Annotated in this window: 19 protein-coding genes, 1 other RNA gene and 1 riboswitch; of the genes, 4 read left to right on the forward strand and 16 right to left on the reverse strand. The window is 39.3% G+C overall.

Annotated elements, in window-relative coordinates; translation table 11 throughout:
* Window positions 1-20: 20 nt before the first annotated feature.
* The 4 genes from BR73_RS0101555 to metK all read right to left on the reverse strand — a co-directional run bounded on the left by BR73_RS0101555 (window position 21) and on the right by metK (window position 4,327).
* Complete coding sequence (locus BR73_RS0101555) at window positions 21-275, reverse strand: TM1266 family iron-only hydrogenase system putative regulator (protein ID WP_033164119.1); 255 nt, start codon at window positions 273-275, stop codon at window positions 21-23.
* A 162-nt stretch (window positions 276-437) separates the two neighbouring features.
* A complete protein-coding gene (locus BR73_RS0101560) occupies window positions 438-1,127 on the reverse strand; it encodes a response regulator transcription factor (protein ID WP_033164120.1) in 690 nt (229 codons plus the stop codon).
* 56 nt (window positions 1,128-1,183) lie between these two features.
* Window positions 1,184-2,704 (reverse strand): HAMP domain-containing sensor histidine kinase, encoded by a 1,521-nt coding sequence (locus BR73_RS0101565; protein ID WP_033164121.1) that lies wholly within the window; start codon window positions 2,702-2,704, stop codon window positions 1,184-1,186.
* A 432-nt stretch (window positions 2,705-3,136) separates the two neighbouring features.
* The gene (gene metK, locus BR73_RS0101570) at window positions 3,137-4,327 is read right to left on the reverse strand and encodes a methionine adenosyltransferase (RefSeq protein ID WP_033164122.1); all 1,191 of its coding nucleotides are present in this window, start codon (window positions 4,325-4,327) and stop codon (window positions 3,137-3,139) included.
* Between the two features lie 234 nt (window positions 4,328-4,561).
* A riboswitch (SAM riboswitch) is annotated at window positions 4,562-4,658 on the reverse strand.
* Window positions 4,659-4,838: 180 nt separating this feature from the next.
* On the opposite strand from metK, the gene BR73_RS0101575 reads away from it, so the two are divergent.
* On the forward strand, window positions 4,839-5,936 hold the full coding sequence (locus BR73_RS0101575) for an HD-GYP domain-containing protein (RefSeq protein WP_197032610.1): 1,098 nt from the start codon (window positions 4,839-4,841) through the stop codon (window positions 5,934-5,936).
* Between the two features lie 239 nt (window positions 5,937-6,175).
* Here the strand turns inward: BR73_RS0101575 and BR73_RS0101580 are convergent, their stop codons facing one another.
* The 3 genes from BR73_RS0101580 to BR73_RS0101590 form a co-directional block, all read right to left on the reverse strand.
* Window positions 6,176-7,477: a UDP-N-acetylglucosamine 1-carboxyvinyltransferase gene (locus tag BR73_RS0101580; RefSeq protein WP_033164124.1), complete on the reverse strand. Its 1,302-nt coding sequence runs from the start codon at window positions 7,475-7,477 to the stop codon at window positions 6,176-6,178.
* A gap of 301 nt (window positions 7,478-7,778) precedes the next feature.
* Window positions 7,779-8,288, reverse strand: a complete 510-nt coding sequence (locus BR73_RS0101585) for a shikimate kinase (RefSeq protein ID WP_197032611.1) — start codon at window positions 8,286-8,288, stop codon at window positions 7,779-7,781.
* Between the two features lie 99 nt (window positions 8,289-8,387).
* Window positions 8,388-8,948 carry a flavin reductase family protein gene (locus BR73_RS0101590; protein WP_033164126.1) on the reverse strand — a complete coding sequence of 187 codons (561 nt, stop codon included), beginning with the start codon at window positions 8,946-8,948 and terminating at the stop codon, window positions 8,388-8,390.
* A 315-nt stretch (window positions 8,949-9,263) separates the two neighbouring features.
* On the opposite strand from BR73_RS0101590, the gene BR73_RS0101595 reads away from it, so the two are divergent.
* Window positions 9,264-9,611 (forward strand): Ig-like domain-containing protein, encoded by a 348-nt coding sequence (locus BR73_RS0101595; RefSeq protein ID WP_033164127.1) that lies wholly within the window; start codon window positions 9,264-9,266, stop codon window positions 9,609-9,611.
* On the opposite strand, the gene BR73_RS0101600 is transcribed toward BR73_RS0101595, so the two are convergent.
* From BR73_RS0101600 to tadA, 5 genes are all read right to left on the reverse strand, one after another.
* Window positions 9,608-11,251: a putative manganese-dependent inorganic diphosphatase gene (locus BR73_RS0101600; protein WP_033164128.1), complete on the reverse strand. Its 1,644-nt coding sequence runs from the start codon at window positions 11,249-11,251 to the stop codon at window positions 9,608-9,610. The genes BR73_RS0101595 and BR73_RS0101600 overlap by 4 nt on opposite strands.
* A 4-nt stretch (window positions 11,252-11,255) precedes the next feature.
* Entirely contained in the window at window positions 11,256-13,439 is a 2,184-nt protein-coding gene (locus tag BR73_RS0101605) for a hypothetical protein (protein WP_033164129.1), read from the reverse strand.
* A gap of 553 nt (window positions 13,440-13,992) precedes the next feature.
* Window positions 13,993-16,332, reverse strand: a complete 2,340-nt coding sequence (locus BR73_RS0101610; RefSeq protein ID WP_033164130.1) for a Crp/Fnr family transcriptional regulator — start codon at window positions 16,330-16,332, stop codon at window positions 13,993-13,995.
* 401 nt (window positions 16,333-16,733) lie between these two features.
* An RNA gene (gene ffs / locus BR73_RS28090) (signal recognition particle sRNA large type) lies at window positions 16,734-16,995 on the reverse strand.
* Window positions 16,996-17,135: 140 nt separating this feature from the next.
* Window positions 17,136-17,627 carry a tRNA adenosine(34) deaminase TadA gene (gene tadA, locus BR73_RS0101615; RefSeq protein ID WP_033166977.1) on the reverse strand — a complete coding sequence of 164 codons (492 nt, stop codon included), beginning with the start codon at window positions 17,625-17,627 and terminating at the stop codon, window positions 17,136-17,138.
* 501 nt (window positions 17,628-18,128) lie between these two features.
* Between tadA and BR73_RS0101620 the strand changes: the two genes are divergently transcribed.
* The gene (locus BR73_RS0101620; RefSeq protein WP_033164131.1) at window positions 18,129-18,824 is read left to right on the forward strand and encodes an anaerobic ribonucleoside-triphosphate reductase activating protein; all 696 of its coding nucleotides are present in this window, start codon (window positions 18,129-18,131) and stop codon (window positions 18,822-18,824) included.
* A 46-nt stretch (window positions 18,825-18,870) separates the two neighbouring features.
* Window positions 18,871-19,422, forward strand: coding sequence for a GNAT family N-acetyltransferase (locus BR73_RS0101625; protein WP_033164132.1), 552 nt, complete (start codon window positions 18,871-18,873; stop codon window positions 19,420-19,422).
* A gap of 61 nt (window positions 19,423-19,483) precedes the next feature.
* Here BR73_RS0101625 and BR73_RS27015 read toward each other — a convergent pair whose 3' ends face one another.
* The 4 genes from BR73_RS27015 to BR73_RS29570 form a co-directional block, all read right to left on the reverse strand.
* Window positions 19,484-21,214: a DUF6128 domain-containing protein gene (locus tag BR73_RS27015; protein WP_051684899.1), complete on the reverse strand. Its 1,731-nt coding sequence runs from the start codon at window positions 21,212-21,214 to the stop codon at window positions 19,484-19,486.
* 647 nt (window positions 21,215-21,861) lie between these two features.
* Window positions 21,862-22,308: a GatB/YqeY domain-containing protein gene (locus BR73_RS0101635; protein WP_033164133.1), complete on the reverse strand. Its 447-nt coding sequence runs from the start codon at window positions 22,306-22,308 to the stop codon at window positions 21,862-21,864.
* Between the two features lie 123 nt (window positions 22,309-22,431).
* A complete protein-coding gene (locus tag BR73_RS0101640; RefSeq protein WP_033164134.1) occupies window positions 22,432-24,249 on the reverse strand; it encodes an ABC-F family ATP-binding cassette domain-containing protein in 1,818 nt (605 codons plus the stop codon).
* 13 nt (window positions 24,250-24,262) lie between these two features.
* Entirely contained in the window at window positions 24,263-24,394 is a 132-nt protein-coding gene (locus BR73_RS29570; RefSeq protein ID WP_278248519.1) for a hypothetical protein, read from the reverse strand.
* Window positions 24,395-24,492: the final 98 nt, after the last annotated feature.

Consider the following 24,492-nt stretch of genomic DNA (forward strand, 5'->3'; position numbering starts at 1 on the left):
CTGTCGTGCTACGTCTTTTATTAATTGGTTCCCGCTTTTGAATATACAGTCTTAGCACTGATTCCTTCCAACATGCCAAGCTTACCGGACAGAGAATTAATAGTATTGCTGTCTGCTTCTACTACGATGCTGATAATATTTACACCATGTTCTCTTATAGGCAGTCCCATTCTCCCCACAATAAATTTACCATATTCATGAAGGATATGATTTACCTCTTCTACCTTTTCAAGATTCTCTACAATTATACCGACTAAAGCAATCCTGGTCTCCATACATGCTCCCCCTTCCTAATACACATATTCTTTTCCTTTTATACACCTCGTGTTAATTCTCTAACCCATAGATGAATTCGAAACGGCTTGTTTCGGGTCTGTTCAAACCTGCCGGTTCCATTGCTAAATCTATTATTGACCTTCTTTTATTATTCCTTCTAATTATACTTTAAAACGGTAACCCACACCCCATATAGTCTCAATATACTGAGGCTTTGAAGTGTTAAATTCAATCTTTTCCCTGATTTTCTTGATATGCACGGTAACTGTTGCAATATCACCAATGGAATCCATATCCCAGATTTCCTGGAATAGCTCTTCTTTTGTATATACGCGATTGGGGTTCTCCGCTAAAAAGGTTAGAAGGTCGAACTCTTTTGTGGTAAAATTTTTCTCTTCACTATTAACGTATACTCGTCGGGCTGTCTTGTCAATCTTAATTCCTCTTATTTCAATAATCTCATTTTCCCTGACACTTTCACCGATTAATCTCTCATAACGTGCCAGATGTGCCTTTACTCTGGCCACCAGTTCGCTGGGACTAAAGGGCTTTGTTATATAATCATCTGCACCCATCCCCAGGCCCCTGATCTTATCTATATCCTCTTTTTTTGCAGATACCATAAAGATAGGTATATTTTTTGCACTTCGGATAGACTTGCAAATTTCAAAACCATCAAGCCCCGGAAGCATCAAATCCAGAATGATCAGATCAAAATCTTCCTTCAGGGCTCTTTCAAGACCCTGATCACCTGTGTTTTCTATATCCACATCAAAACCGCTGAGCTCCAGATAATCCTTCTCCAGCTCCGCAATTGCCATTTCATCTTCTACAATTAATATTCTGCTCATAGTATCCTCCATTCCAAATTCTATATTTTTATGGTTTAAATTACTCTAGTTTTTCTCTAGTTGAAAGACTGCTCCTGTTCTGGGTTTTCCTTGCATTTCTTCAAGGAGAAAAATATAGCAGTCCCTTTTTCTTCCTCACTTTCCGCCCATATAGTCCCCATATGATCTTCTATAATTTTCTTGGCGATGGCAAGTCCCAGACCGGTTCCGCCTTTGGTGGAATTTCTGGAGGCATCTGCCCTGTAAAACCGCTCGAATACAAAAGGTAGGTCTTTCTTTGGAATCCCCACACCATTATCTTCGATACTGATTACCACATCCTCCGGTCGGTTAAAACTTCTGCCCTCCATGATTCGTATAGTGATACGTCCATGTTTTCTATTCATATATTTTACGGAATTTCCAACAATATTATTAACCACACGTTTCAGCTGCTCTGCATCTACATTAACTTTGGTGTCTTTATCCGTATCATTATGATATTCCACTTCTATATTCTTAACCTCCAGATCCAGGTTGATCTCACCGAAGCAGTCCTCAAAATAATCACCAAGATTAAGGCAGGAAAACGTATATGGCATGGTATTACAGTCAATTTTAGAGTAAAAAGACAGCTCATCTACCAGGGCAGATAGATCATTGGCCTTGGTGTAAATAGTCTTTAAATACTTCTCCTGCTTCTCTTTCGTATCTGCAACTCCGTCCATAATCCCTTCCGCGTAACCCTTGATAGCAGTAATTGGTGTCCTCAGATCGTGAGAAATATTACTGATTAATTCTTTCATTTCCTGTTCATAGCGAAGCCTTACGTCTATCAGCTCTTTCAGGCGTATTCTCATCTCCTCAAAGTCAACACAGAGCCTTCCGATTTCATCCTCCGGATCACCTTCAATGGAATAATCCAGATTGCCCTCCTTCATGGCATTGGTTGCCGCATGAAGTGTGTTGATGGGTATTATAACACTTCGGTAAATCCATATTATTAATACAGAAGCCGTTAATATTATAATTGAAATAAGTGAAAGGAGAAGCTGTATGGCGGAAGCCTTAATTTGAGGGATCAAGGTATCCAGCTCCGTAATGATTATCACGCTTCCCTCCGTACCGTCACTAAAGTGGAAGTCCTGCTGCTTTAAGAGAAAAGGATATTGACCATCTACATAAAGTCCGCCTTCTACTGTTCCGGTATACTTGCCGAATTTAGGAATACTGTTTTGAATTTTCTCAAATTTGGTTGTGTTTCCGCTGTATAGAAAGGTATTGTCCTTGCGTATAACAAGATAGGAATATTTTCCGGTAAGTTCCTTCTCCAGATAGTTCACATATTCGCTGTCTTCAAATTTATCGGGATTCTTGGCTGCCATTAAAACAATTTCATTGTATACACCTTTTGTAAGTCTGCTTAAGAGCTGTACCGGGTTTGATATGGCTGTGATAGAATCTGTTTTCACATCATAGACCTGTTTAATCTCATTGTTCTGATATCCTATTATTATACTAATGGATAAGCAGACCAGCAAAAGAGGTATCGTAGTTATAATAAGAAAGGCCGTAAACAGCCTGCTCTTTAATTTCAATTCAGGAACCTCCTATTCTTCTTGTGCACAAAGCAGGTAGTTCAGCAGTAAATCAGCCAGCATACCTTCCCGGCAGACCCATTTGCCTTATTCACAGAATCTTCCATGCTTCTATAGGTTATTATACCATATGCCTCCTGCTTCTACACTGAAAATAACTATGAGTTTTCTAAATATTTTATAAACCCTGCTTCTGTTATGTCCAGACACGATAACTCCCAATGCATTCCTATCTGCTTGCAGGCGTTTACCGGGATGAATTTATAATTCAAAAACAGAAGGTTCACCATTAATGGAAAACCTTCTGTTTTAGTGAAGTATATCGTATTCTATGGCAACGTTTTATAAGTTCAGTCTTTCCTGGTTTAATCGTCAATACACCAACTTAATAAACACGAAAAAGACAGCCACTTATATCAGTTACCAACAGACTTATTTCTTATATCTGCTTAATACCTCAGCCTTATCAGTCTTCTCCCAAGGCAGATCAAGGTCATTTCTTCCGAAATGTCCGTAAGCTGCAGTCTGCTTGTAGATAGGACGTCTTAAGTCAAGCATTTTAATAATTCCTGCGGGACGAAGATCGAAGTTCTCACGAATGATTTCTACGAACTCATCAGCACTTAAAGTACTTGTTCCGAAAGTATCAACCATAATGGAGGTAGGCTGTGCCACACCGATTGCATAGGATAACTGAATCTCACATTTTTCAGCGAGGCCAGCAGCTACAATATTCTTTGCTACATAACGTGCCGCATAAGCAGCTGAACGGTCTACCTTTGTGCAGTCCTTCCCGGAGAAAGCACCACCGCCGTGACGAGCATATCCGCCATAAGTGTCTACAATGATCTTACGGCCTGTTAAACCGCTGTCACCATTAGGTCCGCCTATTACAAATCTGCCGGTGGGATTAATGAAGAACTTTGTATTTTCATCTACTAATTCAGCAGGAAGAACTTCATCAAATACATATTTCTTGATATCTGCATGAATCTGTTCCTGTGTAACTTCTGCACTATGCTGGGTAGAGAGAACTACCGCATTTAAATGCACCGGTTTGCCGGCTTCATTATATTCTACTGTTACCTGAGATTTTCCATCGGGTCTTAAATAAGAAAGAGTTCCGTCTTTACGTATTTTGGTCAACTGTCTGGTAAGCTTATGTGCTAAAGAGATAGGATAGGGCAGATACTCTTCCGTCTCATTACTTGCATAACCAAACATCATACCCTGGTCTCCTGCACCGATTGCTTCCAGCTCGTCCTCAGACATAGTCTTTTCCTTCGCTTCAAGGGCTTTATTAACACCCATAGCGATATCAGAGGACTGCTCATCTAACGCTACAATAACACCGCAGGTATTAGCATCAAAACCATAATCTGATCTGTCATAGCCAATCTCTCTGATAGTATCACGTACAATTTTCTGAATGTCTACATATCCGTTTGTTGTAATCTCTCCCATAACCAGTACCAAACCGGTGGTTATAGCTGTTTCGCAGGCAACACGGCTCATAGGATCCTGCTCTAACATGGCATCCAATACAGAATCGGAAATCTGATCACAGATTTTATCGGGATGCCCCTCTGTTACGGACTCTGATGTAAATAATAATTTATTCATTGTTAACTCCTATCTGTGCTCCACGGCACACATACTCAAAACTTTTCCTCTATCACTGCAAGATCAAAGAACCTGGTTTTCCAGATTCAAGCGCTAATGCACTTGGTCGTATTGACAATCTTTCCTTCTGTGCGTCATGTGCATTCTGCTTGTAGGACTCTTTAGGCATAGGATACCATTTCCTTACATAAAAAAAAGTCCTGCTAAGCGGACTTGAAAAAAAAGCATCAAATCCTCTTATTGTTCGATTACTCGCTCAGGTTGGCACCTTCCGCATAGGGGGTTGCCGTGACTTCATAGAGCCTTTACTCTCCGTCACTCTGAATAAGAGATATAAGTTTTATTATATTACGTTACGTAATTGAGGATATCTTATATAGGGTTCTTTGTCAAGTATTTTTTTATTGACAACTGATTTGAGATTAAATATACTTAGCCTATATGGTAAATACAGGTTGCTCTAAACCCTGTAACCATGCGCCGTGAAGGCACAGATAGGAGCGGATTAGACGTGAAGAAACAAAGGATATCCATGAGACAGGCTAAGCCCGGAATGATCGTTGCCGATGATATTTATAATTCATCCAATCAATTAGTTATTTCCAAAGGGATAATGCTGACAGACCGTATAATTACAAGACTTAAATTTAATTCAATCATTGAATTCAATATCATCGTGTCTGAGGGAAAGGATACCTCTGAACCGCAGAAAGCACCGGAACCGGTAATAGAAATCAGTTATTCTGAGAAGGTGCGCACCAGCGCAGAATTCAAAGAGTTTCAACAATCGTTTAACCAGAAAGTTGATTCCTTTAAAGGTGAACTGGATAAACTTTCAGATGCCAATGAACCCATAGATATTTCTGGTCTCCTGGAGCATACCTCTGATCTACTGGAAAAGAGCCGGAATGGAATCCATGTCTTTGACATGCTTCACTGCATGAGAGAACATGATGATATTACATACGTACACTGTCTCAATGTATCATTGCTAAGCAATGTATTCGGTAAATGGCTTAATCTGCCGGAGAAGGAAATTGAAATTCTTACCCTGGCAGGACTTCTTCACGATATTGGTAAGCTCTCCCTTCCTGGTGAACTGATTAATAAACAGGAGAAACTGACTCCTACTGATTATGTAACCATAAAGACCCACACCCTCCAAGGGTATAATGTGTTGAAGAGCAAGGAACTTGATCCGAGAATAGCCAACGTAGCATTAATGCATCATGAACGTTGCGATGGCAGCGGATATCCATATAAACTAACCGCAGATAAGATAGAACCTTTTGCTAAAATTATCGGAATTGTTGATGTATATGATGCCATGACCTCAGCAAGGGTTTATCGCCCTGCATTAAGTCCTTTTCAGGCCATTTCTGTATTTGAATCCGAAGGCCTCCAAAAGTATGATCCTGCTTATGTGCTTTTGTTCCTGGAGAAGATCATACAAGCTTATGTAGGTAATAAAGTCCGTTTAAGCAACGGAAAAGAAGGGGAAATACGTATGATCAATAAGCATGCCCTTTCAAAACCCATCGTTCAGACAGGTGCATCCTTTCTTGATCTGTCTAAAGAGAAGGATATCATAATAGAAGCTTTACTCTAACTATGAAAATTGACTGTAGCAGCACAATTCTCTATAGTCCTTTCATTATATATTTTCTTTATAAACCTTTATAAATTTATGAGCCTGTATGTTCTTTATAAACCTATACATATTTATGCGCCTGTACGTTCTTTACAAACCTATACAAATTTATGAGCCTGTATGTTCTTTAAAACCTAAATATATTCTTTATATACCACAAAAGTGCTGACGCAGATATCCTTACGCCAGCACTTTTATTAACTTACCTTTAATTTAAATTTCTGAATAGCTTTTTCATCTTCTACATCAACTTTTTCCATAATGGCTCCAAGCTGCTGCATCTTTCTCTCAAAATGCTCATAGCCTCGTTCAATATACTCAACCTGTTCAACAATGGTAAAACCGGTTGCTGCAAGGCCTGCTATAACAAGGGCTGCGCCGGCTCTTAAATCAGGAGCAGTCACGATAGCACCCGTTAAATTCTTAACGCCCATAATCACTGCCGTATTACCTTCAACTTTTATATTGGCACCCATTCTGGAAAATTCATCCACATAACGAAGTCTGTTCTCATAAACAGTTTCCGTAATAATGCTGGTTCCTTCGGAGGTAACTAAAACAGCAGAAATCTGAGGCTGCATATCGGTAGGAAATCCTGGATAAGGAAGAGTCTTGACATGAGTATGTCCAAGGGTACCTGTTACGCTAACTCTTACCGCATCATCATATTCCTCTACCTGTGCACCAATCTCAATAAGCTTTGCTGTAATAGCCTCAAGATGCTTTGGTATGACATTTTTTATAAGAACATTTCCTTTTGTTGCAGCTGCTGCTAACATGAAAGTTCCAGCTTCAATCTGATCTGGAATAATGGAGTATTCACTGCCGCTTAATTTCTCCACGCCTTTAATACGGATAACATCTGTTCCTGTACCTTTGATATTGGCACCCATACTGTTTAAAAAGTTCGCAACGTCAACTACATGAGGTTCCTTAGCAGAATTCTCTATGATGGTTACGCCTTCTGAAAGACAGGCTGCAAGCATTATGTTGATGGTAGCTCCGACACTGGCGCAATCCAGGTAGATATGATTGCCTTTCAGTTCTTCGGCCTCAGCTTTTATCATACCATGCTCAATCTTTACAGTAGCGCCTAAAGCCTCCAGCCCTTTGATATGCTGATCGATAGGACGGCTTCCGATATTACAGCCTCCAGGTAAAGCAACCTGCGCTTTTTTGTATTTACCAAGTAAAGCTCCCAGCAGATAATAGGAGGCTCTTATTTTTCTGATAAAATCATAATCTATTCCTATACAGGGATCAATATCTTTTCCATTAACCTTAACAGTATGCTTATCTATACGCTCAACTTTGGCTCCGATTTCTTCAACTGCCTGTATCAGTATATGAATATCACTGATGTCGGGTAAATTTCCGATTACTACTGTTTCATCTGTCATTATTGCTGCACATAAGATTCCCAGTGCTGCATTCTTGGCACCACCGATAGTGACCTCTCCCTGCAAGGCATTGCCGCCCTTTATAATATACTGCTCCATCGCACACCTCTTTATTGCGGTTTCCATACTGTCCGCACTATTTCTTTTTCTCTTATGACATTTACATAAAATTAGACCCCTTATGCTCAAGCTTACGCAAAGAGGCTGCCATATATCACGGTCTTTGTTCCGTTCTCTATTTTTTTATCACTTATATTCATTCGTAATTTAAATCAGATTGATTATACCATAAAAATGCAAGATGTAAATAATTTTTGACCAAATTATGTATCTTGTAGCGCTTGTTAACTACATAACACACTAATCGTTACCATTTTTTAAATAATCCACATTTCCCGCATTATTTATTTTCATAATCCTTAAGAGCATTTTTTATATTTTCCATCAGCTCTTCCGTGTTCAAATTCTCTCCATCAACTGTTATATGGGCATACTTTTCATAAAGAGGACATCTCTCCTCATAAAGCATCTTCAAAGTCTGTCCCTTTCGCAGAACAACCCCTCTCTGTTTAATATTTCCAAGGCGTTCTGATATTGTCTGAAGTGTGAGTTTAATATACACAATGACTCCCGTTTCCTGAAGGTGTTCCATTGCTTCTTTCCCATAAATGACACTTCCGCCTGTAGCAATCACCGTGTGATCGGTATCTATCTCTCTATTAATCTGATTTTCAATAGCCAGAAAACCATCTATTCCTCTTTTGTCAATGATATCCTTTAGTAATTCTTTTTCCTGCTCCTGAATTAATAGGTCGGAATCAAGAAACTGATATCCCAAAACCTTAGCAAGGATAATTCCAATGGTACTTTTACCGGCTGAAGGCATTCCAACTAAAACAATATTCTTCATGGGCATGTCCTTTCGCACATAATGTAGTGATTATATCATCTTTATCACTCTTCGCCAAGTATTTTTTATTATCTGCAAAAGCAGGCCATCTCATCCTCTTTATTTTTTGACACTATACCCAAATGTTCCCATTATGTCCCCTAAACCATAGTACTCTCCGTGAGAATATACAACAGGTTTTGCTTTGCTGAGTTCAAATTTTCCCTTTTCGTTCATGTATTTGCTCGCTGCATGAACACCTACAACATCGGCTAAGAACATATCATGAGAACCCAGGGGAATTATCTCTTTTAAACGGCATTCGATATTAACAGGTGCTTCTTCAATACATGGTGCGTCTATATGAACTCCCTTTACAGGAGTTAACTTCATTTCCTTAAATTTATCAACATTTCTCCCGGATCTTACTCCACAGTAATCCGCTGCTTTTACAAGCTCTTCACTTGTAAGATTTATGGTAAATTCTTTGGTTTCCTTTATTATATCATAGGAATATCTCTCTTTTCGCAGGGAAATATAGACCATGGGCGGATTCGTACAGACAGTACCCGTCCAGGCCACTGTTATAATATTGTTTTTTCCTTCTTTACTCTTTAAGCCTACCATAACTGCCGGCAGGGGGTAGAGCATATTCCCGGGTTTCCATAATTCTTTATTCATACTAACCTCCATTTGGAAATATCAAATCTTACAGTTGATATTCCTGTACATAGTTGAAAAAACCATGTTTAATTTTTTCAACCTAACCTTCTTGGATAGCGCAATTGCTTAAGGTACTGTCCACTATACCACCTGGTCTTCTTTCCTATATTCAAAAATTCGGCATAATAATACTTTTTTTTAGGATGGATTTATTATATAATTAAGCTAGAATAACACATAAAAATTCTGCCGTTCAATAACAGCAGACTGCTCCTGTATAATAGTTATGGTATTTACTGCATACCAGTCTGGAAGGGCTAAGGAGGTATTCATATGCCTGATAATTTAATTCAAATAGAATCCGTTACACAAGGAGTTTCAGATAAAGTGAAACAAGCCTTAAAGTTTAAGACCGGTAAATTCGTATGGCGCATTAAATTCTCTGCACCTTTGGATCCGGCAACTGTTAATAATAAGAATCTCTATGTTACAAATTTAAATCAAATGCCTCTTAAGACCTATATCCGTTATGACACTGTAAATCAGTACATCGAAATAGAACCTTTAGAAGCCTACACACAGAATCAGTCCTATATATTAACCATTAGTAAAAATGTGAAATCCAAAGGAGGCAAGAACCTTAAGGCTCCTGTTACCCTCCAGTTTAAGATTCAGGATTAATTCTCCTGGAGTGCCAGCATAAGAGCAGGTATCACCTGCTTCTTTCTTGACACCACATTTTCCAGGTAGAATACACTTGCATCTTTGTTAAAATGAAACGTATTTATCAAAAGTTCCTTGGCTCCCGCCCCCTGATATAAAAACTCAGTGGAACCGTCCATGATACTGGTCAGCATAAAAAATAACATTTCTACTCCATGCTCATGGTAGGCTTTCTTCATATAGGGAACCAGGGATTCTTTTATTTTATCTAATTCTTCTCTGCTCATAGAGCTGATCTGCCCTACTCCAAAAGTAACATCCCCTGCAGTAAATTTCTTAAAATCCTGATAAAAAATTTCTTCGGAGGTCTTATTACTCAGATTGCTGCCCGCTGCAAACATATCCCTGGCATATTCATCTGTCTGTATTCCAGCTATCTTTGCAAGAGCTTCTGCGGCTCCCTTGTCTGCATCTGTACAGGTAGGTGAACGGTATACCAGCGTATCCGAGAGTATGGCAGAGCATAATAGCCCTGCTATTTTAGGCTCAATGGGAACCTGATGCTCACAATACATCTGGTACACAATGGTAGCAGTACAGCCTAAAGGCTGATTTCGAAAAAATACAGGATTAATGGTCTCCAGGCTTCCTAATCTGTGATGGTCTATGATTTCCAGGATTTCCGCATCCTCTAAGCCATCCACCGCCTGGGATTTCTCGTTATGATCCACCAGAATCAGTTTCTTTCGTTTGGCTCCCAGTAAATTTCTTCGGGATATCATTCCGAAATAATATCCGTCCTTATCAAGAATAGGGAAATCCCTGTGACGCTTCTGCGCCATAATCCCTCTGATATCCTCGATATAATCCTCCTGGGTAAAATAAAGTATGTCCTTATCCGTCATAAAGAACCGAATGGGAATACTCTGGTTAATCAATCGCGCTGCCGTAAAGGTATCAAAAGGTGTTTTAATAATTATACAATTATTATTCTGGGCCATCTTTGTAATTGTCTTGGAAACACTTGCTCCATCGCAGACAATAATACAACCTGCATTCATTTCGATAGCACAGAGCTGGGATTCATACCGGTTCCCCAATATAACCACATCATCCTTTTCGATGTAATTTTCCATCAAATCAGGGTTTGCGGCAGCAATCAGCACCTTACCGCTTTCAAAGACCTCTTCCCTGTTTCCAACTATCAGTTCACCTTCCAGTGTCTCCACCAGATTGCTGCAGGGTGTATTCGCCTTTGTCAGTATACGGTTGTCATAAACATCCATATAGGATTTTGTAATATCTCCTACGGTAATCAGACCTTCCAGATGATTATCATTATCTACGATCGGCAGTGTCACTACGTTGCTTTCCCTCATATATGCCCAGGCTTCTTTTAAGGAAATACCGCTGCTTACACCTTTGATCCTGCGGATATCAATATCCTTAACCTGGGTTCTGACATCCGGAAGATAACCAGGTGCAGTGGTTTTAAAAGCTTCCAGCACGAATTTTGTTTCAGAGTTAATATGCCCCGCTCTTTTGGGTACATAATTTTCTCCGGTAATTTTAGATTTTAAATCTGCATATGCAATTGCTGAACAAATAGAGTCCGTATCCGGATTAACATGCCCGATTACAAATATCTGATTTCCCATCCTGTCACACTACCTCCATTGTTATATCTTCCTTTATAATATATAGCAAATCTTCCTGTGTTATATTCCCGCTGCCGATTATATCTCCTAGAAGGTTTTTATACCTGGTATCCGCTGCCTTTCTTACCTTTGAAGCAAGCTGCATCACTTTTGCATAAGTTCCCTTTTCTTCTGAGCTTAGTATCCTCTCAACTGATTTTATAAATTCCTCTGACGCATCTTCTTTAAATTTATATTCTTTATTCTCCATATACTGATTAACAAAACTCATAAGCTGTTTTAAATTATAGGAGGTGCTAAGTGAAATTTCATGAAGAAAATAATTCATATATTCAGGGTAGGTTTCCAGGAAACTACCGACTTCTTCTTTTGTACCTTCCAATACGATAAATATATTATTCCCCATTTCCTTAATAAATCTATAAAGACTTTCAGCAGACGCACTATTAATTACCGTGGGATTCTCAATTATAAGAGAAGCGCCGTAGAGCTTATCTTTCTGTGTCAGAATATTTACACGATTAAGATTCTCTCCTGTAATTTTCGCAATCTTGTCTGTTTTAATCCAATCAACAGAATACAAAGCCTTGCATACTTTAAAAGCCAGTGTACTCTTGCCGCTTTCCTTTTCTCCCGTGACCATCATAAACTGATTCTTAGAAGAATCTGAAAGAATATTCTCAAGGCAATACCGTAATTCTTCTTTCACAGTATCTATCTGTAAAAAGCCGCCAAATTCCTTTCGATAATCAAATTTCTTTTTATCCAGCAGACTAAATACACTGTCTTCACAGACCTCCCCAGATTTCATTATAGTTCTCTCAACAGTAACAACATTTGTCTGTTCTGTATTATCAATATATACCGAAGTTTCTTCTGCTTTGCCCTCTGTAGGAGGAGTATTTTCAGACACAACATTATTAGTGCTTGCCGCTTCTTGTTCTTCATAGGCTGCACTTATTTGGGCTTCATCCTCTAATGCTAATTTTTCTTCATAGGCTGCAGCTTTTTTACTTGCTGCTTCAGATACTGCCTGCCCTGCAAAGATTGCAATCTCCAGGCTTCTACTCTCAGATGCTGCCTGCCCCTCACAGGTTTCAGCCACAAGGCTTCCATTCTCAGATTCTGCTTGTCCTTCGTAGGTTATAGCTTCTAAATTTCCATTCTCAGCCTTTGCCTGTCTTTTATATAACGTCGCCCCTGTTTCTGCTTCAGTCTCAGTGATCTCCTGACTCTTATATCCTTCAGTCACTTCGGCTTCACCAGGAACTGCTGTCTGGCTTTTATCTACTTTAACATCCTCTGTTTCCGCTTCCGTTGTTTCATAGCTTTCATATTCCACCGTTTCATTATTTTCATAATCATTGGTTTCATATTCCTTCGAAATATATCCGCTTGCCGCTTCCTCTGCAACCTTATTGTTTTCATACCCACCAGTTTCCTGGTGTACCTTATATGCTTCATAAGCAGCGGCAGGCTGTGCTTTCACTTTATCATCCCTATCCAGATACTGATTTATCTGTTCTCTGATACTGCTATAGTCTTTTGTCTTATCCAGACCGAGTCTTTGTCTGGCCTCATTTTTATCTTTTGCCTTTAACATATGTAAAGGATCCAGTTCACCGACATAGTAGGCCTTTAATAGCTTGGCTTTATCTACATAAATGCCGTCACCAAACCAGAGGACGATATCCGAACACTCTCTGACACATTTATCCTTAAGGCCGGCTTTATGATAAAGCTTTGCAAGCTCATATGCCCATACTTCAATATATTCATATTCCTTAAGCTGTTCCAGTGAATCCATAAGAACTTCTAAGGGCTCTCCCTTTAATTTATCAATATAATAGCGGAATATAAACCGGTATGAATCATTAGGAGCAGCCTGCATGTACTTAACCAGATAGGCATCAGCTAACTTGGCATCTCCCTTTTTTATTGCAAGTTCTACCATTTGGTATAGAATTCTTCTGGTCTTTGACTTTTCATAAATCCTTTCCAGAAGCCCCATAGCCTCATCCAAACGTCCGTTTTCTGTGAGTACATCTGCCAGTACACTTAGATCTGTTAAGGATTTGATTTTATGTATTTCCATGGTGTCAAGGATCTTAACAGCTTTTTGGTATTGTCCTCCGTCTGTCAATTTACGGATCTCTTCTATCTTAACTATATTTTCATACCGCTCCATAGTAGCCTCCCTTTCGCCACCGACATTGCAAATAGTTCTTTTGTTTTATCTATCTTACCATTTTCAACGTATTTATACAAGTTCTTTCCCTTAGACAGCAGCAATCCTCGGATTTCAGCAAATTTTCCCCCACACCTGTGTTCCCTGTATTTTTAACTTCCGCTCCTATATTAAAACGCAAAAAACAGGTGTCTGTCGATAATTCTACAGACACCTGCAATTTTTATGTTTATATTATGTTTACTATGCTCCGATTAGAGATCATACAAGAATAGCGACCTCATTGAGGATCCCATCATGTAATACTTCTTTTTGCGAATCAGTTAAACAAATATACGCTGATTCAGTCTCTATCGTGTCCATTGGAATCTCCTCCTTTTGTATAGCTCACAGTATGTATTTTCTGTTATTTATACTGTTTGCTTTGTTGTAATTAGATTATATTCCACTTACACACTTTTGTCAAGCCTTTTTTAAATATATTTTATTTAATTCTGTTATATTAATGTATCTTGCTAATTTGTCAGACTATTTAACCAAGCAATTTTATGCATCACAATTCACGATAAAACCTTAAGGATTCCTGCAGCTCCGGTGTTATGGTACCACCCTCTTTTTCTATCATTCGGTATCTTAACTCAGTCTCCTTAATCTTCTTGGCAGTATTTCTTTTCAGGCGCTCCATAGCATCTGCAAACAAAGGCATATTCTTAAATCGTTCCCTAAGTTCTTTACGGAAAGGACAATAGGTCGCTAAGATTTCTCTTGCAAACCGGTTTAACCTGATTGCACCATTTGATTCGCTCTTCATCCAGCCTTCATAGTCTATAACAAAGATTTCTCTGTAGTTGTTCTTGCCCTTTTGTATCTGTGCTTTAATCTTCTCCCGCAGATCCTCCGATATCTCTCTGTTCTTCCGATAGAACTGGATATAATCAGAGTATTCCGACGTCAGAGATTTTTCTTTTATATTATTCCATGCATTTCCCTGAATACTTCTGCAAAGCTCCCAGCGGAATCTTCCAAGTACCTTTATAAGCATATCGTTAAGATTAGCGTCTACTAAAATAGGGAAGATAAACCTTCCTTCACGGCTCTTCTTCTTTCCTGTAATTTCCTGCCACATAACACCATTGTAACCCAGAACCGGCATTAAGATGATATCCGGATATACAGGCTGCATGAGATATTCCTTGGTTATTCCCTTTCCCGGATTTACATAAAGAACCTCTCTGTGGAAAACAGAATAGTCTATATCCAATAAGGTTTTCATTGCTTCATTAAAACGTTTGGAATTCAGCTTCAGGCTTTGTAAGCTCTTTACAATGCTCTCTCCCCATAGGAACGGAACAAAGGTTGAAAACTGGCCGTTTACAACTCTGGTGTTATAACGGAACATGTTCTGCATCTCATATTTTACCTTTAGAACAGGGTTGGTTAAGGCATCTCTTTCCTGATCCTCCGTAAGCTCTCCCCGTTTACGATTGCTTCTTAAATAATCCGGATATTCCTGATCAAACTCATTTTTAGAAGGTTCTTTTTCTCCTTTGTAAATGCTGGTCAGCCAGGACTTGATATCGTACACCTTGCAGGGGCCTGCTTCTTCCTCTGCCTCATTGTCAAGGAAGTATAATTCTCTTAGCTGCTCTGTTGATAAAAGTCTCTCATCTAAAAATCCATATTTCAGGAACAGATCAATAACTTTAGGAGGTTTTGCTTCTTTGCAGGCTTTTAGGTATACAGATTCGTACAGTTCATAAAAATGCTGTGTAAGCTTCCTGCGAAGGAGCCTGATTCTGTCATCTGTGGAAAATTTATCTCTCAGATTGATAAAGTCTAATATTCCATGAGATAATTCCTCTGCTTTCTCATGGTCATACAGAGCGTAGGTACAAATCTGCTGCAGGGAAGCGTCCAAAGCCTCACTGACTTCTTTGGCTTCGTTTTCTGTATATTGAAAATTATTGTCCACCTGTTCTTTGCGGTTAGAGCTTTTGGATATCAGCGTATAATAGATATCTTCCATACGGTTTCTATCCACACCGCATTTTCTGCCCAGTTTTTCCTCAAATAGTTTCTCTACCAGATTAATACGTTCAATGATTGCATCTACGACTTTAATTAGTTCCCTGTTGTCTCCGCCTGTTTCGTCAATGTTGATTGCAAGGACGGCATAGCTTTTATAAAGGCAGCTGTCTGAATTATTTATAAGCACAGTAAGGAGCTTCTCAAGGTAATCTGCTATGGCTGCACATTCTGTTAGCATCTGGCTGATAATTTCCTGTGTATCTTCTACTGTGTAAAGTGCTACAATTTCACCGAAAGAGCAGAATGCCTTCCAGTTATCTACGGTTATTTTGGCACATTCCTTATAATACTCCAGCTTCTTATCATCCAGCATGTCCTCTTCACTATAAGCTTCCAGCTCCTGTAATATTGAAATGGAATTTACAGAATAACCCAACTTTGCGCATAACTCTTCGTATTTCTTATTATATTTTGTGCTGAACTCGAATATCTCTTCGGCAGCGCCTCGTAACTGACTATATATCTTTTCAACCTCTGCTACATATCTGGATAAAGAGGCAGACATTAAACCCTTGTAATCTTTATTTATATTAAAGATATCTGTAATATCTTCCATATGCTGAATGGGGAAGCTATAAAACAGCACTTCATCGAAAGCTTCATAGGAACACTGATATTCACCAGCTCTTAAGTCACTGACACCGATAAAATTACCGGTACCTAACAGCACTCTGGCACCCTTTCCTTTGACCAGCACTCTTCCTTTCAGAATAATCGCTACGCCGTTAATCTTCTCCCCTTCAGTATATATCATCGTATTTTTGTCTACTTGATTTACCGCATTATGATTAATTATTATTCCCATGGCTCACCTCAGCTATCTCTTCAGAATAATCTAATTATAATTCAAAATCCGACAATCTGAAAGATGAATTTTGCATATTTATGATTTTCCGCCTAGTAAAAAAGCACCAATATATGATATTGGTGCCAGTTTTTTGGTTTTTTGGGGCCGGGCCATCCTTAATGATGGCTGAGCAAAGGCCTATCCCCATTGATAGATTCCGACCCCTATAAGTTGTTTATAGAAAACTACCCCCTTTGGCAGCTTCTATCAAGGTTGATACAAGAACGTTTCGGTTTGATAGAGAGTTCATCCTTGTTTTATTTAATCCGTAAAGCGCTTTTTTTGAAATAAAAAAATGCCGCCCACATTATTGTGACGACATCCTTGCCAGATGAAACTGTTTATTATTTTATATTAATCCGTGCGTCTTGCTTTGAATGTATACCATAAGCGTTACCCTTACAGTTAACTCGGTCCAGGCACCCTTACGGCACACAGGAGCTTTCGCTTAGTGCTGCTTCATTCCTGACCTGACACGATTCACGAATTCCTGTTGCGTAAGACCCAAACGTCAACATCACTTGTAAGGGGCTGCCCTACAGTACAACACCCTGGGCAAGACATCACCCCTGCTGTAGCGGATTGCAGGTACAGGGCACCGCTATCTCCCCGGCTGCACGGAAATTTTATGACAAAGTAAAAATAAAAATGCAGATAATTAATTTGGATTTCAAATGCAGGAACATACCGAAATACTCTCCATGTTACATCCTGCTAAAACAGTATACTTGATTTTAATTACAAAGTCAAGTGACTGCAGCTTATTCCTCACGACAAACTCCGCCCATTTCTTCCTTTTTCAACAACTTCTCTTTGCGGTTTCGTTCTCTCAGCCCAACAAAGAAATCCTGTAGTACCTGTTTGCATTCTTCTTCCATAACTCCGGTGGTCAGTTCCACCTGATGATTAAATTCCTTCATCTGGAGAATGTTAAGAATTGAACCTGCACATCCTGCCTTAGGATTCATGGCACCTACGATTACCTCTTTTATCCGGGCTTGTACAATGGCACCGGAGCACATCTGACACGGCTCTAACGTAACATAGAGGGTGCAATCCTCCAGCCTCCAGTCTCCCATGCTTTTGCTGGCCTTTTGGATAGCTGTTATCTCTGCATGAGCCAGAGTGGTTTTATTGGTATTTCTCCTATTATACCCTCTGCCTATAATTTTATCCTGATATACAATGACACAGCCAATGGGCACTTCACCGATTTTTGCAGCCTTTTTAGCTTCTTTTAAGGCTTCCTTCATATATTTTAGTTCCACTTTGACACCAGTACTGCCCCGAATTGCTCTTATGATGTAAGCATCCCGCGGCATCTTTCTATAGCTTATTTTATTTCATACCTCATACCTATACTCAGATAAGTGATTTTTCAAACAATTTTTTCATATACCAATTAATTGGAAGAAGCTCTGGACGAACAGGGCTGTATTTGCTATATTAATATTACCACGGGCATCCTTTTGGAGCAAGCAATTACTTTCATATACCAACTGCTGCTGCATATATTTATAAAAGAGCCGGTAGAATACGTGAGACAGCACACTCAGATTGGAGTCAGGTTGAAAAACCAAATCTCTGTTTTTCAACTACGGATTCTTGAATATCAGATAAAAGATTTGATATTTACGAAAGGGGTAAGAATGATAGAAAATAATAAATTGAAAGGATGTCACGCCAGGATTCTCACTCCTTATTATTTGTGGCAGTATCGCAGGCCAGCCTGCAATATGCAACGGGTATAAATTATGAAAATACATGGTTTTCAGAAAACTACTCTGCTTGATTATCCTGGACATCTTGCTGCAACTATATTTTTTGGCGGCTGCAACTTCCTATGTCCCTATTGCCACAACGGCTCACTCGTTCTCTGTCCTGACAGCCTCCCTGCTATACCCAAAGAAGACATACTAAATACCTTAAAGAAGAGAAAAGGAATTTTAGAAGGTGTCTGTATAACCGGAGGTGAGCCAACCCTGGCTGCAGAGCTTACAGGGTTTATTGCAGAGATAAAAGAACTGGGGTTTTTAGTGAAGCTTGATACCAACGGCAGTAATCCTGCTCGCCTGAAGGAACTTGTTCTTTCCGGACTCATTGATTATGTGGCAATGGATATCAAAAACAGCAGAAATAAATATTCCAAAACTATTGGTAAAAATAGTTATTCCATAGACAAAATAGCAGAAAGCGTTGATTTCCTGCTAACAGATAAAGTAGCTTATGAATTTCGAACTACTGTAACAAAAGAGCTCCATACTCCAGCTGATTTCTCAGCCATAGGTGAATGGATTAAAGGTGCAAAAGCTTACTATCTTCAATCCTATAAGGTTTCTGAGGACGTTATATCCCCTGTTTTTTCGGGATATAGCAAAGAAGAGCTTATGCTTATACAGAAATCTCTCCTTCCTCACATAGAAAAGGTTGAAATCCGCGGATTGGATTAGCCCCAACAGTTTATTTCTAACTATAAATTGGTACAGGAGAATTCATATGCAAATGGGTATTCAGACAGAGCGACTGCAGTTACGTATTCTGCACCCTAATGAAGCTGATAAGGTTTTAATATTCTACTCCCAGAACAAAGATCAATTTGAACCCTGGGAGCCGGAAAGAGATGTTAATTTCTACACTCTATCCTATCAAAGGCTTTCCTTATCAATTGAATATAATTTAATGCAGCAGTCCAAGCTCCTTCGCTATTGGGTGTTTCTGAAAGAAGATCCCCATACCATCATTGGATCAGTTAATTTTTACAACATTACAAAGGGGTCTTATTACACCTGCCAGTTAGGTTATAAATTTGACCGGCGTTTTGTAGGCAAAGGTTATGCCACAGAAAGTATCAGGGAAGCCATGCAGGTCCTGTTAACTGATTATGAAATCCACCGAATAGAAGCCAATATTATGCCCTCTAACCTTCGCTCCATACATCTTGTACAAAAACTTGGTTTTCAATACGAAGGACTTGCCATTTCCAGTATTAAGATAAACCACAAGTGGGAAGACCATGCACGGTATGCCTTTATAAATACAGTTAACTAAAATAAACTCTGTAACTGCCAATATAATGCAGTTTCAGAGTTTATTTATGTAATGCACGGATTTAATTACCACGGTTAAGCAATACAGGTATATACCAATACCCAAACTCACCGGTTCTCTGAGGTTTTCTTTTGGCACATTTAAAGTTCTCAAAACCAAACATCTTAGCCATAAATTTCTCTCTGTTGTGATAGATACCTGGTACACCAAGAATGTAATTCTGTCCGTTCTTATCGTTAACCCTTGCAAAGATCAAATGTCTGTAGCTATAATAACCATGCAGTAAAAAGCTGTTATTTCCAAGTCCCCATAAATCCATAGGAAGCATTCCGATATCTTTTGGCTCTATCCTGGCACACCAGGCAATCTCATTATCTTCAAAGGGGTACATTTTGGGGAAGTTGTGATATATCTGTTTAGCTAAGGGGTGATCATCAAATATTGGCTTGTTATTGCTAAGACCTTCTGTCGCTGGCTCTGTCTTGGTATCCGATTCCTGAGGCTGGTTCACAGACTGATCTGCAGGAGGCTGTACTGCCTCAGATGGCTGCGGAATTTCAGCTGCCGGTGCTGCTAAGTTACTCTCTAAAGGGCCTTCATTGATTGCTTCAGGTTGTTTGATTGCTTCATTCTCTGTATCCCCGGTGGAATCTTCAACGGGATAATAATTCGTTGATTCTTCTGAATTACTAATGAAACTTTTCGGCGGATTTTCTATGGGACTTTGAATCAAGGTTTCATCCGGGATTACAACAGCATTTTCCATCGGGGATTCAACCAAATTAATCTGATTATCTGCAGTATAATCAATTGGTGCATTAACCAGATCTTTCGCCGGTGCTGCCGGACTATCTACCGAATCTGGATTACTGTCTGTACGCTCTGAATCAACAGGCTTACCGAAAAATGTCTCGGTGGAACTATCAATAGTTTTATTATTTGCATCCTTGGGTTGTATTTCCTGTTCTTCATCCTGTTCTACAATACGATTAAAGTTAGGTGTAAGAAGGTCCTTCAAGGATTTATCTCTATCCATTTCATCCTTGTTGTCTTTTGGGATTACTTCCTCCGTAGATTTCGAATATTCAAATAAGACTTCTGCCAATGTTGCTGCTTTAATCTCTTCTGGCGTTTTAAGGGTTTCAGGAGATTTAACAGTTTCAGGGTTTTTTATAGTTACAGTTGTTTTATCAGTTTCAGGGGCTTTCATAGTTTCCGGTGTTTTATCGGTTTCAGGGGCTTTCATGGTTTCCGGTATTTTATCGGTTTCAGGGGTTTTTATAGTTACAGTTGTTTTATCGGTTTCAGGGGTCTTATTGGATTCAGGGATTTTCACGGTTTCCGGTGTTTTATTGGATTCAGGATTATTATGGGCCTCCCCCTTTTTATTATTGGTTCTATTTACGATGCCTGCAACCATGGACATTGTTATAGGTTTATTATCCCATTCAGCGGCAAAGAATTTCCTTTCCGAGAACACAAGAATAATTCCTCCCATGTCGTCTAACCCATAAGGGGAATTCATAATATGTGCAGCATCGGTTAAAATCTTAAAATCACCTGTGTTGTTTTTGATAAGAAGGCTACCAAGGAGTATTCCTTCTATACCGGAGGAGTTTCTTTTAAAGGAATAGACTTTCAGCTGTTTTTCATTCAGCCCCAGCGCCGTCACGTGAATGGTGTACTTACACTGCCCGTTTCTACTCTCAACTCTGGCATAGCCTATGTTATTTCTTTTTTTACCCTCCTCATATAGGTACATGTACGAAACCAGTCGTTTATAATCAGCCATAATGGACTCCTCTTCCTGTGCCAGAGTAACCTCAGGGTTCTGGTACAATCATTGCACTGTTATACTTACAACAATTATATTTTCCAGGATGGAATTTTAGACCATCATATAAAGTTATTTAAAAGAAACAATCTCTGTATTTACATACTACCGCTGCCTAAGTAAGAAGTGACATTGTCTAAATAAGAACGAGGATATAAAGATAAAAAAATAAAGTTAACCCTTGTTTCCCACTCTGCCAGACAATTGCAACATAATATAAAATATTATTGTGGGCAGAAAAAACAACGTTCAACTTTATTAATATAAATTTTATCCATATCACAGCTCTTACGATACTGCTATCCTATAGCTAAAGTTTCACAATAATTTGATCAAAGTAAGAAAATCTTTTTCCCATAGATTTCAGGCAAACTGCGCAAAACAGAAAAGAACGCATGCGCCTATGGAAAGGTATTAGAATTCCTTTTCTCTGGATATTTTGTGCTATAATATAAAACTGATTGTTTGAGCGCAGCGAGTTATCAGTTTTATATTATGCCAAGCACAAAACATCCAGAGAATTAGGAATTCTTATACCTTGGAATTGAAGCATGAGTTTTTTTCTGTTTTGTGCAATTTGCCGTCCCCTTACGAAAAACTTATACCTACACAAATAAAGCTGCAACCAGATCATTTACAAGCTTGCCGTCTGCCTTCCCTTTCACTCTGGGCATAAGCTCTTTCATGATTCTTCCTTTGTCTTTTGCAGCGGGTGCCGTAATCTCAAGACCTGAGAGAACCTCGTTGATTATAGCTTTGATTTCCTCTTCGCTTAAGAAAACAGGAGCGAATTCACCAAGTACAGCAAGTCTTAAAGTGCATTCCTCAATAATTTCTGTTCTGTCAGCTGGTGCAGATTCCAGGGTTTCCTTTAACTGCTTGATTTCCTTTAGTACCACTGCATCCTCTTCTTCAGGAGTTAAATCGGCTCTTTTGTCAATTGCCACATTCTTAAGGGCTGTAAGCAAAGCTGATAGAGCGTCCTTTCTTCCTTTATCTCCTGCTTTCATGGCCTTTACCATTTCTGCTCTTACGATTTCTATCTTTGTCATAATTTTTACCTCCTGGTTTATATTCTCATATTCTATTAAATATTGTTTTAAGTAAGTTTGATAACTGATTCCTTGGATGCGCTTTATACGCAGGTTTAAACAATATAAGCTTCCGGATGATCCCTATTTCTTAGAACCTTCATTCTGTTCCTTGATCTGTTCCACCAGCTCACTTAAATCCATCCAGCGTTCCATCTTTTCTTCCAGGCTCTTTTCCAATTGCTCCTTTTCTGCCAGAAGAGTATTTAATTTGGTGTAATCAGAGGCAGCCTTTGCGGATTCTTCCTCAATGGCCTCAAGACGTGCTTCCAAGGAAGCAATATCCCCTTCAATGGTGTCATACTCTCTTTGATCTTTATAGGATAACTTTAGTTTCACATCCTTGGTCTTTCCCTTGGAATTATCATTACTCTCTGCTTTCTGAACAGGTGTTATATTCTCAGCGGCAGCCTTGTCTTCCCTGACCTTATCCTTATAGTCCGTAAAACCACCTTCATACTGCTTAATCACACCGCCCGGCTCAAAGGCAAATATCCGGTCTGCCATCCGGTCCAGAAAATATCTGTCATGGGATACGGCAAGTACGATTCCGTCATAAGTATCCAGATAATCCTCCAGGATAGTCAGGGTCGTGATATCCAGATCATTGGTAGGCTCATCCAGTATCAGTACATTAGGCGCCTCCATGAGAACCTTTAACAGGTACAGCCTTCTTCTCTCTCCTCCGGATAATTTGGATATCAGTGAATATTGCAGACTTCCGTCAAATAAGAATCGCTCCAGCATCTGTGAGGCAGTGGTCGTTCCGTCGGCTGTCTCAATATATTCTGCCACATTTCTGATATAATCAATCACCTTAAGGCTTTGATCCATATATTCATTTTCCTGTGAAAAGTAACCGATCTTAACAGTCTCTCCCTTATCGATAGTACCTTCATCGGGCTTCAGGTTATCCGTTATGCATTTTAGCAGGGTGGATTTGCCGCTGCCGTTGGGGCCTACGATACCAAGACGATCGCCCCTTAGCATAATATAGCTGAAGTCCTTAAACAGTACTTTATCGCCATAGGCTTTGCTGATACCGTTTATTTCTATGGTCTTTTTCCCGAGTCTTGAAGATAAGGCATTGATTTCTACTGCCTTGTCTTCTTCTATGACCTTTCGGTTCTTAAGCTCCTCAAAGCGCATGATATGGGCTTTCTGCTTGGTGGAGCGGGCTCTGGCCCCTCTCATCATCCATTCCAGATCCATGCGGTACAGGCTCTTTTTCTTCCGTTCCGTTGCCGCCTCCATATCCTCTCTGGCAGCCTTTAACTCAAGAAATTTGGTGTAGTTGGCTGTATAGGTATAGATAGATCCCTTATCAATCTCAACGATCTTATTCGTAACCTTATCGAGAAAGTATCTGTCATGAGTTACCATGAGAAAAGCTCCCTGGTATTTCTTTAAATACTCCTCAAGCCATTCTGCCATGGTATCGTCCAGGTGGTTGGTAGGCTCGTCCAATATAAGTATTTCAGCCGGTGTCAGCAGGGTTCTGACTAAAGCTACTCTCTTTTTCTGGCCGCCGGATAAGGTCGCCGTACTGCCTGTAACATCGTTAATAGACAGTTTAAGCAGCATTGCTCTGGCTTCTCCTTCCAGATCTCTGTATTCTTCCCTGGCCTTTTTCCCTTTTATTACATTATCTAAAATATTCAGATTCTCATCAAATTCAGGTATCTGAGGAAGAAATTCAACCCGTATATTTTTTCCCTTGACCACGCTGCCTTCGTCTGGCTCTTCCAACCCAGCAATTATTTTAAGTAAGGTTGATTTTCCAGTACCATTTATACCGATAATTCCAATCTTGTCTCCTTCGTTTATTCCTAAGGAAACCTTGTCGAACAGTATTTTATCTGTAAAGCTTTTGCTCATTTTCTCTACGTTAAGCAGATTCATCGTATTGACTCCTTTAATTCCTGCCCGGATACCGCTCATCGCTGTACCGGTTGGCTGCTTTCTTTACAAAAGCTATCTTTTCATTCTCCGCTATAAAAGGATAACATAAACCTATAAAATTGGAAAGTATTAATTCGTATGGCACATAGGACTTCTACTTAAAAAAAGTTTCTTTTAACACCTATTATGAACTAGGAGAAATTACCTTCATAGAAAAATTAACGATAATCTTTGATAATTTTT

The organism is Clostridium sp. KNHs205 (assembly GCF_000702945.1).
GTDB lineage: Bacteria > Bacillota > Clostridia > Lachnospirales > Lachnospiraceae > Anaerocolumna.